The organism is Sulfitobacter dubius (assembly GCF_900113435.1).
Classification (GTDB): domain Bacteria; phylum Pseudomonadota; class Alphaproteobacteria; order Rhodobacterales; family Rhodobacteraceae; genus Sulfitobacter; species Sulfitobacter dubius.
Genome location: NZ_FOPG01000001.1, coordinates 1052127 through 1064541, shown reverse-complemented (window position 1 = coordinate 1064541; position 12415 = coordinate 1052127). Strand labels below are relative to the sequence as shown.

12 protein-coding genes are annotated in these 12415 nt (G+C 62.0%); 8 read left to right on the top strand and 4 right to left on the bottom strand.

Going from position 1 to position 12415, the window contains the following annotated elements; all coding sequences use genetic code 11:
• Nucleotide 1: 1 nt before the first annotated feature.
• Genes BM229_RS05250 through glmU form a run of 3 tightly spaced genes read right to left on the bottom strand, consistent with a single transcriptional unit; the run spans nucleotide 2 to nucleotide 3872 of the window.
• Nucleotides 2-700, bottom strand: coding sequence for a DNA alkylation repair protein (locus BM229_RS05250; RefSeq protein WP_093926583.1), 699 nt, complete (start codon nucleotides 698-700; stop codon nucleotides 2-4).
• Nucleotides 697-2517 (bottom strand): glutamine--fructose-6-phosphate transaminase (isomerizing), encoded by a 1821-nt coding sequence (gene glmS / locus BM229_RS05245; RefSeq protein WP_093926582.1) that lies wholly within the window; start codon nucleotides 2515-2517, stop codon nucleotides 697-699. The genes BM229_RS05250 and glmS overlap by 4 nt, the downstream gene beginning before the upstream one ends.
• A gap of 2 nt (nucleotides 2518-2519) precedes the next feature.
• Nucleotides 2520-3872, bottom strand: a complete 1353-nt coding sequence (gene glmU, locus BM229_RS05240; RefSeq protein ID WP_093926581.1) for a bifunctional UDP-N-acetylglucosamine diphosphorylase/glucosamine-1-phosphate N-acetyltransferase GlmU — start codon at nucleotides 3870-3872, stop codon at nucleotides 2520-2522.
• A gap of 138 nt (nucleotides 3873-4010) precedes the next feature.
• Here glmU and BM229_RS05235 point away from each other — a divergent pair, with 138 nt between their 5' ends.
• Both BM229_RS05235 and BM229_RS05230 read left to right on the top strand, forming a co-directional pair.
• Nucleotides 4011-4685 carry an HAD-IIIA family hydrolase gene (locus BM229_RS05235; RefSeq protein WP_093926580.1) on the top strand — a complete coding sequence of 225 codons (675 nt, stop codon included), beginning with the start codon at nucleotides 4011-4013 and terminating at the stop codon, nucleotides 4683-4685.
• On the top strand, nucleotides 4685-5878 hold the full coding sequence (locus tag BM229_RS05230) for a DegT/DnrJ/EryC1/StrS family aminotransferase (protein WP_093926579.1): 1194 nt from the start codon (nucleotides 4685-4687) through the stop codon (nucleotides 5876-5878). The genes BM229_RS05235 and BM229_RS05230 overlap by 1 nt, the downstream gene beginning before the upstream one ends.
• A gap of 2 nt (nucleotides 5879-5880) precedes the next feature.
• Here BM229_RS05230 and BM229_RS05225 read toward each other — a convergent pair whose 3' ends face one another.
• Complete coding sequence (locus BM229_RS05225; RefSeq protein WP_093926578.1) at nucleotides 5881-6357, bottom strand: pyridoxamine 5'-phosphate oxidase family protein; 477 nt, start codon at nucleotides 6355-6357, stop codon at nucleotides 5881-5883.
• Nucleotides 6358-6501: 144 nt separating this feature from the next.
• Here BM229_RS05225 and BM229_RS05220 point away from each other — a divergent pair, with 144 nt between their 5' ends.
• From BM229_RS05220 to BM229_RS05195, 6 genes are read left to right on the top strand one after another with little or no spacing between them, the layout of a single operon-like run.
• Nucleotides 6502-7662: an isovaleryl-CoA dehydrogenase gene (locus tag BM229_RS05220; RefSeq protein WP_093926577.1), complete on the top strand. Its 1161-nt coding sequence runs from the start codon at nucleotides 6502-6504 to the stop codon at nucleotides 7660-7662.
• Nucleotides 7662-8147, top strand: a complete 486-nt coding sequence (locus tag BM229_RS05215) for a lysozyme inhibitor LprI family protein (protein ID WP_093926576.1) — start codon at nucleotides 7662-7664, stop codon at nucleotides 8145-8147. Before BM229_RS05220 ends, BM229_RS05215 begins: the two co-directional genes overlap by 1 nt.
• Before the next feature lie 42 nt (nucleotides 8148-8189).
• Nucleotides 8190-8591, top strand: a complete 402-nt coding sequence (locus tag BM229_RS05210) for a DUF1622 domain-containing protein (RefSeq protein ID WP_093926575.1) — start codon at nucleotides 8190-8192, stop codon at nucleotides 8589-8591.
• On the top strand, nucleotides 8584-9300 hold the full coding sequence (locus tag BM229_RS05205; RefSeq protein ID WP_093926574.1) for a flavodoxin family protein: 717 nt from the start codon (nucleotides 8584-8586) through the stop codon (nucleotides 9298-9300). The genes BM229_RS05210 and BM229_RS05205 overlap by 8 nt, the downstream gene beginning before the upstream one ends.
• 1 nt (nucleotide 9301) lies before the next feature.
• Nucleotides 9302-10804, top strand: a complete 1503-nt coding sequence (locus BM229_RS05200) for an AMP-binding protein (RefSeq protein ID WP_093927225.1) — start codon at nucleotides 9302-9304, stop codon at nucleotides 10802-10804.
• Nucleotides 10801-12405 carry a carboxyl transferase domain-containing protein gene (locus BM229_RS05195; protein WP_093926573.1) on the top strand — a complete coding sequence of 535 codons (1605 nt, stop codon included), beginning with the start codon at nucleotides 10801-10803 and terminating at the stop codon, nucleotides 12403-12405. The genes BM229_RS05200 and BM229_RS05195 overlap by 4 nt, the downstream gene beginning before the upstream one ends.
• Nucleotides 12406-12415 lie beyond the last annotated feature (10 nt).

Here is a 12415-nt window from a genome sequence, read left to right as displayed (position 1 = left end):
ATCAGCCTGTGGCTTCTGACTTTTTCAGCAGGCGCAGCGCTTCTTTTACCGCGAAAGGTTTCATCGCTTCCCCATGGGTGGCGACAAAGGCGCGGGTCCGCTCGGGGTCGTGTTTCGACAGGTCGCGCAGCCACCAGCCGATCGCTTTCTGAATAAACCAGCGGTGATCCGGAACCATGGTTGCCGCCCAGCCAAGGATTCGGCCGCGCGCGTCGAGTTCCTCGGGCTTTGGGTTGTTCTGCTTGGTCCACGGCAGGGTCGACACCAGAACCGCGCGTCGCGTCCAAAGGTGGTCGGAGGCGACCCAGCTTTCCAATTCATCAAGGCGGGAGGGCTCAGCCATCAGACGTTTCTGCGCCGCCATGCTGGCATGATCGGCAATCGCCCAACTGTCGAAATCCGCGGTCCAACTGGCGATCAACGCCCAGGCGGCTTGATCGTCGGGCCGCAGCCGCGCTTGGGTCAGCAGTTTGGCGGCAGCAACGCGCGCCTCAAAGATGTCCGACTGCCAAAGACCGTCGGCAAGGGCGACACGGCCCTCAACATCGAGCGCCTCGCGCCATGCCTGTGCGAGTTCAGCGATTTGCGGGTTTGTCAGGCCAAGGTAACGACGGTCGGCCTTGTGATAGGCGCGCATCTCTTCGGCGCGGGCCGGGTTGGCCCGCGCTTCAAGCTCTTCCAGAGCGGTTTCCAAATTCATTCTACCGTCACCGATTTTGCCAGATTGCGCGGCTGATCCACATCCGTGCCCTTGGCAACAGCAGTGTGATAGGCCAGCAACTGGGCCGGAATGGCATAGAGAATTGGGGCCAGCTCATCGGGGACCGGGGGCATTTCGATGCTGAACCAGACGCCATCATTGGCTTCGGCCTGACCTTTGGAATCCGAGATCAAGATCACCTTGCCCTTGCGGGCCATGACCTCTTGCATATTGCTGACGGTCTTGTCGAAGAGCGCATCGCGGGGGGCCATGACGACCACCGGAACATGCTCATCCACCAGTGCGATGGGGCCGTGCTTCAGTTCACCCGATGCATAAGCTTCGGCGTGTATGTAGCTAATTTCCTTCAGCTTTAGCGCCCCTTCTAGAGCGAGAGGGTACATCTGACCCCGACCCAAGAACAGCACATCGCGCGCGTGTGAAAGTTTAAGTGCGGCTTCTTGCATCGTGTTGTTCTGCTCAAGTGCTGTGCTGACGATCGCGGGCAACCCTCGCAGGCCTGAGATGTGATCTGCAAAGGCCTCGGCGGTGATCGCTTCGCGGTCACGCGCGGCTTTGAGTACCAGCGCAAACAGGACGACCAACTGGCAAGTGAAGGCCTTGGTCGAGGCAACCCCAACTTCGACACCGGCATGGATCGGCAGGGCATAGTCACTTTCACGAGCGATGGAGCTTTCGGGCACGTTGACGACTGACAGGATACGCGCGGCTTTGCCCTCGCAATAGCGCAGGGCGGCCAGCGTGTCGGCGGTCTCACCCGATTGGCTGACAAAGACTGCCAGTGTGCGCGGCGGGATTGGTGGCTCGCGGTAGCGGAATTCAGATGCCACATCGACTTCAACGGGCAGGCGGGCGATCTGCTCAAACCAGTATTTCGCCGTAAGGCACGCATAAGACGCGGTGCCGCAAGCCACCATGATGATCCGGTCGAACTGCGAAAAATCAATGTTTTGTGTGCTGATGTTGATCTCGCCTTCGGGCGTCAGATAATGGCCGATCGCTGCACCGATGACGCCGGGCTGTTCAGCGATCTCCTTGGCCATGAAATGCTTGTGCCCAGCCTTGTCGATCCGGGTGCTATCAACTTGCACAGTTTTAATCGCGCGATTGGCAATTGTACCGTTTCGGTCGGTGATTTCGACCGAGGTGCGGGTGATCACGGCGCAGTCACCCTCTTCGAGATAGGCAATGCGGTTGGTCAACGGGGCGAGCGCAATGGCGTCGCTGCCGACGTACATTTCGCCTTCACCGTAGCCGATGGCGAGGGGCGAGCCCTTGCGCGCGGCGATAAGCAGGTCTTCATGCCCATCGAAAAGGAAGGCCAGCGCGAAGGCACCCTCAAGCCGGGCAAGGGTCTGCTTGGCCGCTTCAATGGGGCCTGCACCCTGAGCCATGTGGTATTGGGTCAGTAGGGCGACGGTTTCGGTGTCGGTCTCTGTGACCGCCTGTACGCCATGCTCAGCTAATTCGGCCCGCAGTTCGCGGAAGTTTTCAATGATCCCGTTGTGTACCACGGCCACGGGTCCGGCTTGATGCGGGTGCGCATTGGTCACGCTGGGTGCGCCATGGGTGGCCCAGCGGGTGTGACCGATACCGGACTTCCCCGCCAGTGGGTCATGCACCAGCGCATCAGAGAGGTTCACCAGTTTGCCCAGAGCGCGGCGGCGGTCGAGTTTGCCGTCGTTCAGCGTGGCAATGCCCGCGCTGTCGTAGCCGCGATATTCAAGGCGTTTGAGCGATTCAACGAGGATAGGCGCAACTTCGTGGTTGCCGAGCACCCCTACAATTCCACACATTTTTAGCTGCCCCTCTGCATTTTCGCCTTTTTGGCCTTTAGAATTTCGAACATTTTGCGCGCCATACCGGGTTTTTCGACCTGGGGGGCGCGAGACAGGGCCAGCGCCTCTGGTTCCACGTCCGATGTGATGACTGACCCGCTGCCTGTCATGGCCCCGTCACCGATGGTGACAGGCGCGACCAGCATCGTGTTGGAGCCGATGAAAGCCCCCGCGCCGATGGTGGTGTGATGTTTCATCACCCCGTCATAATTGCAGGTGATTGTGCCCGCGCCGATGTTGCTGCGCGCGCCAACGGTTGCATCGCCAATGTAACTCAGATGGTTCACTTTGGCCCCTTCGGCGATCTGAGCGTTCTTTATCTCAACGAAGTTGCCGATGCGCACGTCTTCGGCCAGTTCCGCGCCGGGACGCAGGCGGGCGTAGGGGCCGACCACGCCGCCGCGCGAGACATGGCAACCCTCGAGGTGCGAGAAGGCGCGGATCGTGGTGCCGGATTCAACGGTGACATTCGGGCCGAAGACGACATTCGGCTCCACCACCGTGTCGCGGCCGATGTAGGTATCGCGGGCGAGAAAGACGGTTTCCGGCGCTATCAGCGTCACACCGTCCTCCATCAAAAGCGCACGGGCGCGGGATTGGAACGCAGCCTCGGCCCGAGCGAGATCCGCGCGAGAGTTCACGCCCATCGTCTCGGCCTCGGCACAGGTAACAACGGTCGCACTGCGCCCCTCGGCGTGGGCGAGGCCGATGATATCGGTGAGGTAGTATTCTTCGGAAGCGTTGTCGTTGCCAACTTTGTCGATCAGATCGAACAGCAGCTCGGATTTACAGGCCACGACGCCGGAGTTGCACAGGGTGATGGCGCGTTCCTCCGGAGAGGCGTCCTTGAATTCGACGATCCGCTCCAGCGCGTCGCCCTGCATCACCAGCCGGCCATAGCGGGCGGGATCTGCGGCCTCGAACCCCAGAACCACCACATCATGGTTCGCAAGCGCCTCTTGCATCTTTTCGAGTGTTTCAGGTTGGACGAATGGGGTATCGCCATAGAGCACCAGCGCCATGCCGTCGAACCCGTCCAGCGCCGGGCGGGCCTGTGCCACCGCATGGGCTGTGCCTAGCTGTTCGGTCTGCTCGACCACCTGCGCATCCTCGTCAAAGAGGGTGGCGGCCGCACGCACCTGATCAGCACCATGGCCCGCCACCACCACCGTATGACGCGGAGCGAGCATAGCGCCCGCAGCCATAGCGTGTTCCAGCAACGGGGCAGAGGCGACCCGGTGCAGCACCTTCGGCAGATCCGAGTTCATCCGTGTCCCCTTGCCTGCGGCAAGGATGATCAGTGCAGTATCCATGTAAATCTCTTTGTCCTTCAGCTTGCATTCTCTTTACGCGCTTCGCACAAAGGCGCAAGGCCACCGCCCATCAAACTAGGTTGCGGTCTGCAACACGAAGCCATTTTGCAAGGCGGGGTTCCGCCCAAGGAGTACCCAGTGAAGACAGTCGTTTTCGATCTCGACGGCACGTTGGCGGATACATCGGGCGATCTGATCGCCGCCGCCAATGCTTGTTTCCGCGACATGGGTGAGGGCGATGTGCTGGTCCATGCCGAGGATGCGGGCACCGCGCTGCGCGGCGGGCGGGCAATGCTCACGTTGGGCATGGAAAAACTTGGCCGCGCTAATGATGCGGCAACGATTGACCGCTACTATCCGATGTTGCTTGACGCCTATAAGCGTGAAATTGACACCCATACGATCCTCTACCCCGGCGCGATGGAGGCGGTGGCCGCGCTCAAGGCCGCAGGCTACCGTGTGGCGATTTGCACCAATAAACCCGAAGCATTGGCGGAGTTGCTGCTCACCCGGCTTGGCGTGCGCGATGCATTCGGCGCGATGTTGGGGGCCGACAGTCTGGCCGTGCGCAAACCCGACCCCGAACACCTGTTCGAAACCGCCCGCCGGGCAGGCGGCGATCCGGCGCAGTGCATTTTGATCGGCGACAGTGATACTGACCGTAACACCGCCCGCGCGGCGGGGGTGCCCTGTGTGCTTGTCACCTTTGGCCCTTCGGGGGAGGATATGGCGGCGCTGGAGCCTGAGGCGTTGCTGAATGATTTCGCCGACCTGCCAGAGGTCATTGAACGTTTGATCGGCAAAGCCGCCTGATGGCCGAGCGCTTCACCGGTAGTTTCACCCAGCAAGAGCCGATCCCCGAAGACGCGATCGAAGCGGCAGTTGCGGTGATGCGCAATGGACGTTTGCACCGTTACAACACCGTGCCGGGGGAGGTGGCCGAGGTGGCGCTGCTAGAGCAAGAATTCGCCGCCATGATGGGCGCCAAATATTGCCTTGCTGTGGCGTCGGGGGGCTATGCGATGTCCACCGCTTTGCGCGCGGTGGGGGTGAAACCGGGCGACCGGGTGCTGACCAATGCCTTCACGCTCGCCCCGGTGCCGGGGGCGATTGCCTCGCTCGGCGCGGTTCCGGTTTTCGTTGGCGTGACGGAGCAGTTGGTGATCGACCTTGATGATCTGGTCGCCAAAGCGGATCAGGCCGATGTACTGCTTCTAAGCCATATGCGCGGGCATCTGGTGGATATGGACGCGCTGACGGCGCTTTGTGATCAGCATGGCATCTTGGTGATTGAGGATTGCGCCCATACGATGGGGGCGGCATGGAACGGCAAGCCATCGGGCACGCAAGGAAAGATCGGTTGTTTTTCCTGCCAGACCTATAAACACGTGAACGCGGGCGAGGGCGGGATGTTGATCACCGATGATGCCGAGGTCGCGGCGCGGGCGATCATGCTGTCGGGGTCCTATATGCTCTATGACCGCCACGCCGCCGCGCCGGGGCCGGAGGCGTTCGAGACGATCCGCTATGAGATGCCCAATATCTCGGGCCGGATGGATAACCTGCGCGCCGCGATCCTGCGCCCGCAGTTGCGGCGCTTGCCGGAACAGGTGGCGCGCTGGAATGAGCGGTATTTGATGGTTGAGGCCGGTCTGCACGACACGCCGGGATTGACGGTGATTAAGCGGCCAGAGGCGGAAAGTATCGTCGGCTCTTCAATCCAATTTCTTCTCAAGGGCTGGTCTGCGCCGCAAGTGGAAGAGGTGATCGCCCGCTGCGCCTTGCGGGGTGTCGAGTTGAAATGGTTCGGCAGGGCCGAGCCTATGGGTTTCACCAGTCGTTACGACACATGGCGCTACGCTCGGGCAGAAAAAATGCCCGCCAGCGATGCGGTGCTGGCGGGGTTGATCGACATGCGCGTGCCGCTGACCTTCTCGCTGGAGGATTGCGCTTTGATCGCGCGGATCATCCGAGCCGAGGTCAGCGCCGTCTTTCAGAGCAGATAGGCTCAGAAACGGATGGTGCCGTGTTTGCCCATGTCGGGCTTTTGGCCGGTCATCTGCGCCTTGCCGATCTCATAGAGGAACTTGAACCCGCCTTCGGTGGCCCAGACTTCGGCCTCCGTCAGATCAAAGCGGATCAGTTGCACATCGGGGTCTTGCTTGCCGTCCTCAAACCATGCGCCCGCGATGGCGTTCCAGATCTTGTCCAACTCCGTCGGGTTGGTCACGGCAGAGACATGGCCGTCGATCCGTGCCCATAGGGATTCGTCCTTGTTGGCGATCAGATATTCCGCAGCGGCACGGCCTTCGGCGGATTTCGCCAGATCGGTGCCCTTTGCGGTGATAAACCACAGCACGGCGGAACGGTCGTCTTCGTCGATGTAATGGGTCATCGGCACCGCGCGGGCGGTCTTGGTCATCAGCATCCCGGCGCGGGTGTCGTCCATGCGGTCCCAGAACTCTTTTTTCAGATCATCGCTCATTTGCATCTCGCTTTGTTGTAGTGTTCGCTTGGTCGCAGGGCCAACCCGCCGCGGGGCGGGGCGGTTCCACATCGCGCCGCTTGACGCAAAGCGGGCGGGACGGTAGGTAATGAACAAGCGTTCAATAAATCGGGGGGAGAAGCCGTGTTCAACGCAAGTATGCAGTTTGATCTGGGAGAAGACGTTGCGGCCATGCGGGAGATGGTGCACCGCTGGGCGCAGGAGCGCGTCAAGCCGATGGCCGCCGAGATCGACACGAAGAACGAATTCCCGCCCGAACTTTGGACCGAGATGGGCGAGTTGGGCCTCTTGGGCATGACCGTCGAGGAAGAGTTCGGCGGCTCCGGTCTTGGCTACGTCGCCCACACGGTCGCGGTCGAAGAGATCGCCCGCGCCTCCGCTTCGGTCTCGCTTTCCTACGGGGCGCATTCCAACCTCTGCGTGAACCAGATTAAGCTGAACGGCACGCCAGAGCAAAAGGCGCAGTTCTTGCCGAAACTCTGCTCGGGCGAGCATGTCGGCGCGTTGGCCATGTCCGAAGTGGGCGCGGGCAGTGACGTGGTGAGCATGAAGCTGAATGCCGAAAAGCGGAACGATCACTTCCGGCTGAATGGTAACAAATACTGGATCACCAACGGTCCCGACGCGGAGACCTTGGTTGTCTATGCCAAGACCGACCCCGAAGCCGGCTCCAAAGGCATCACCGCCTTCCTGATCGAGAAGTCGATGAAGGGCTTTTCCACTTCCATGCATTTCGACAAGCTCGGCATGCGCGGTTCCAACACTGCGGAACTGATCTTCGAAGACTGCGAAGTGCCCTTCGAGAACATCCTCGGCGAAGAGGGCAAGGGCGTGCGCGTGCTGATGTCGGGCCTCGACTACGAGCGCGTCGTGCTGGCAGGCATCGGCCTTGGCATCATGGCCGCCTGTCTGGATGAGATCATGCCCTACATGGCCGAGCGCAAGCAATTCGGCCAGCGCATCGGAGATTTCCAACTGATGCAGGGCAAGATGGCGGATATGTATACCGCGATGAACTCGGCCCGGGCTTATGTCTATAGTGTCGCGCAGGCCTGTGACCGCGGCGACGTGACCCGTCAAGACGCGGCGGCTTGCTGCCTCTATGCCTCGGAACAGGCGATGGTGCAGGCGCATCAGGCCGTGCAGGCAATGGGCGGGGCAGGCTATCTCAGCGACAACCCGGTGGGCCGCATCTTCCGCGATGCCAAGCTGATGGAGATCGGCGCAGGCACCTCGGAAATCCGCCGCATGTTGGTGGGCCGCGAGATGATGGGGGCGATGTGATGCGCACCGTCCTGCTGGCCTGTGCGTTTCTCGCGGGGCCGGTGGCCGCGCAAGACATTACCTATTCCGATGCCGCCACGGCGGACTGTCTGGCCGGAGCCGAAGAGTTCACCGGCCAGCGCGTCTGTATCGGGCTTTCGGCCAACCTATGCATGGAAGGGCCGGGCGGGTATTCGACCGTTGGCATGGGCGGGTGCCTTGATAGGGAACTGTCTTTCTGGGACGGGTTGCTGAACGAGAACTACCGCGCGCGGATGGTGCAGTCCAAATCCGCCGATGAGGATGCCGCGCTCTACCAGCCGGAATTGCCCTCTCAGGCCGAGGCGCTGCGTGACATGCAGCGTGCGTGGATTACCTTTCGCGATGCCGCCTGTGACTATGAACGCAGCCAATGGGGCGGTGGCACCGGCGGCGGGCCTGCGACTTTGGCCTGCCTGATGCGGATGACTGGCGAACAGGCTCTGCGTTTGGGGGCGGCCTATTAACCGCGTCACGGTGTGTCGGCCAAACGGGACGGAAGGATCGGGATGGAGAACCTGATTGAACTAAAGACGGAAGGCGGTGTTCTACACAATTTTCTGCCTTGGCTGATCGAAGGTTTCGAGATCATGGCGGCGGTCATCGACATCGCCGCGATAATTCTGCTGCTGATCGGCGCGGCGCGTTTCCTGACCGGGGTGGCGATCGCCGAAATCGCCAAGAAAGGCGCGGAGCGGGTGCGCCGCACCAACCGCGAGCGCATCGAACTGGGGCGCTACATCCTTGCGGGGCTGGAACTCTTTATCGTGTCGGATGTGATCCACACTGCGATCAGCCTGCGGTTTGCGGACCTGCTCTTCCTGCTGATGCTGGTCATCATCCGCTCCATCACCTCTTTCTTCCTCGACCGGGAGTTGGAGCAACTAAAGAAGGAACTTGGCGATGACTGACTTTTCCGACCTCAAGGCGCTCTATGTGAACTGCTCGCTCAAGAAGACACCGGGCGACAGCCATACGCAGCTTCTGATGAACGCGAGCGCGAGCATTATGGAGGCGCAGGGGGTGAGCGTCGAGCACCTCTACTTGCTCGACCATCAGGTGCCACCGGGCGTCTACCCGGACATGACAGAGCACGGCTGGGACCGTGACGATTGGCCCGCGATCTGGGAGAAGGTGCTGGCCGCCGACATCCTGATCATCGGCACGCCGCTCTGGCTGGGTGAGGAAAGCAGCACCTGCCGGGTACTGATCGAACGGCTCTACGCCATGAGCGGCAAGTTGAACGATAAGGGCCAGTCGGTCTTTTACGGCAAGGTCGGCGGGACCGTCGTCACCGGCAACGAGGACGGCATCAAGCACGTCGCCATGACCACCGGGTTTGCGATGAACCACCTTGGCTACACGATCCCGCCACAGGCCGATTGCGGCTGGATCGGCGAGGCCGGGCCGGGGCCGTCTTATGGCGATGATGTGGACGGCAAGCGCGCAGGTTTTGACAACGAGTTTACGCAGCGCAACACCACCATCATGACATGGAACGCCATGCATCTGGCGCGGATGCTGAAAGCAGCGGGCGGCTATCCGCAAGAGGGCAACGATCGCAACGCCTGGGATGCGGGCGCGCGGTTTGATTTTGAAAACCCGGAGTACCGAAGCTGATATGACACAGGACGATTGGCCCATCTGGCAGGGCAACATGGCCGCGCAATGTTTGGCGCAGCCCGATGACGCCACTGCGATCATTGATCTGACCGGCGCGGCCCGCCGCGACGTGAGCTATGGCGCGCTGCATGAGATGGTCGATGGGCTGGCCCGCGCGCTGAAGGCCGAAGTGGCCCCCGGTGACCGCGTGGGTGTCTTGCTCAGTCAATCGCCGTGGTGCGCGGCGGCGCATCTGGCGATCTGGAAAATCGGCGCGATCTCTGTGCCGCTGTTCAAGCTTTTCAAACGTGACGCACTGGCCAGCCGGATTGGCGATGCGGGCTGTGCGATTGTGCTGACCGATGCCGAAGGCGCGGACCTGCTGGGCGATCTGGCGACCCCGTGGATCGCGGCTGATGTAGGCACGGCAGGCGACCCGGTCGACTTTGCCGATGTCGGCCCCGAAGACCCCGCCGTGCTGATCTACACCTCCGGCACCACCGGCACGCCCAAGGGCGCGCTGCACGGCCACCGGGTGCTCTCGGGCCATCTGCCCGGGGTCTCGGTCAGCCATGACCATCTGGGGCAGGCGGGCGATTGCCTTTGGACCCCGGCAGACTGGGCATGGATCGGCGGGCTCTTCGATGTGGCGATGCCTGCGCTGGCACTTGGCGTGCCGGTGGTGGCCGCACGGATGCCCAAGTTCACCGTCGAAGGCTGCGCCGATGTGATTGCCCGCGGTGAGGTGAAGAATGTCTTTTTCCCGCCCACGGCGCTTCGGATGCTGAAAGCCGCGGATGTATCCTTGCCCGGCCTGCGTTCAGTCGCCAGCGGTGGCGAGCCTTTGGGGGCCGAGATGCTGGCATGGGGTCGCAAAGCCTTCGGGTTGGACATCAACGAATTCTACGGCCAGACCGAATGCAACATGGTGGCCTCAAGCTGCGGGGGTGATTTCCCCGCGCAGCCCGGTTGCATCGGCAAGCCGGTGCCGGGCTTTGACTTGGCGGTGCTGGACGGGGACGGCCAGCCAACTAACGAAGAAGGCCACGTGGCTGTGCGCAAAGGCGCGCCCTCGATGATGCTGCGCTACTGGAACCGGCCCGAGGAGACGACAGCCAAATTCCACGGCGACTGGCTGCTGACCGGCGACCGGGGCATCTGGGAGGGCGACTACCTGCGCTTCGTGGGCCGCGAGGATGATGTGATCACCTCCGCTGGCTACCGCATCGGCCCGGCGGAGATCGAGGATTGCCTGCTGACCCATAGCGCGGTTGCGACCTGCGGCGTGGTCGGCAAGCCCGATGCGCTCAGGACCGAGATCGTGAAGGCCTATGTGGTGCTGAAACCCGGTGCTGAGGTGGACGCGAAAGAGTTGCAAGACTGGGTCAAGAACCGGCTCGCAAGCTATTCCTACCCGCGCGAGATTGCATTCGTGGAGGATCTGCCGATGACCGTCACCGGCAAGGTAATCCGCAAGGAACTAAAGCGTCTGGCGGCGCGAGAGAATGAGGACGTAACATGAAACTGACATCCCAAGCCCTGCCATCCTCGGATGCCTATAAGGCCAATGAAATGGCGCATCTCAAGGCGCTGAGCGAAGTGCGCGACGCGGCAGAGGCTGCGGCCCTCGGCGGTGGCGAGAAATCCCGTGCACGGCATGAGAGCCGGGGCAAGATGCTCCCCAGAGAGCGGGTGGCGAACCTGCTCGACCCCGGCAGCCCGTTTCTGGAAATCGGGGCCACGGCGGCACATGGGCTTTACGATGGGGCCGCACCTGCCGCGGGTGTGATCGCGGGCATCGGTCGGGTGCAGGGCCACGAGGTCATGGTAGTCTGCAACGACGCCACCGTGAAGGGCGGCACCTACTACCCGATGACCGTGAAGAAACACCTCCGCGCGCAGGAGATTGCCGAGGCGAACCATCTGCCCTGCATCTACCTCGTGGACTCTGGCGGGGCCAACTTGCCGAACCAAGATGAAGTCTTTCCCGACCGCGACCATTTTGGCGCGATTTTCTACAATCAGGCGCGGATGAGCGCCAAGGGCATCGCCCAGATCGCCGTGGTGATGGGCTCTTGCACCGCCGGCGGCGCCTACGTGCCTGCGATGTCGGATGTGACGATCATCGTGAAGGAACAGGGCACGATCTTCCTCGCTGGTCCGCCGCTGGTGAAGGCGGCGACGGGGGAAGTGGTGAGCGCCGAAGACCTCGGCGGTGGCGACGTGCACACGCGGTTGTCGGGCGTGGCCGATTACCTTGCCGAAGACGATGCCCATGCGCTGGCACTAGCGCGCCGCGCGGTGGGGCAGCTCAACAAGACCAAACCGACCACTGTCGATTGGGCCAACCCCGAAGAGCCCGCCTATGACCCCGCCGAGATGCTGGGCGTCGTGCCAGCCGACCTGCGCACGCCCTATGACATCCGCGAGGTGATCATGCGGCTGGTCGACGGCAGCCGCTTTGACGAGTTCAAGTCCCGCTTTGGCGAAACGCTGGTCTGCGGCTTTGCTCACGTGAAGGGCTGCCCGATCGGCATCATCGCCAACAACGGCGTGCTATTTTCCGAAGCCGCCCAGAAGGGCGCGCATTTCGTGGAGCTTTGCAGCCAGCGTAACATCCCGCTGGTGTTCTTGCAGAACATCACCGGTTTCATGGTCGGCCGCAAATACGAGAACGAGGGTATTGCCCGCCACGGTGCCAAGATGGTGACTGCCGTGGCCACGACCAATGTGCCTAAAATCACCATGCTGGTCGGCGGCTCCTTCGGCGCGGGCAATTACGGCATGTCGGGCCGGGCTTACAGACCGCGCTTCCTGTGGTCTTGGCCCAACAGCCGGATTTCCGTTATGGGTGGCGCTCAGGCGGCGGGCGTGCTGGCCACCGTCAAACGCGACGCGATTGAGCGGGCGGGCGTCACCTGGACCGAGGAGGAAGAGACCGCCTTCAAACGGCCGACGATTGATATGTTCGAGGAACAGAGCCATCCGCTCTATGCCTCCGCGAGGCTGTGGGATGACGGGATTATCGACCCGCGCAAGAGCCGGGATGTGCTGTATCTCAGCCTCTCGGCAAGCCTGAACGCGCCGATCGAGCCGACTAAATTTGGGTTGTTCCGCATGTGATCTTGCCGGG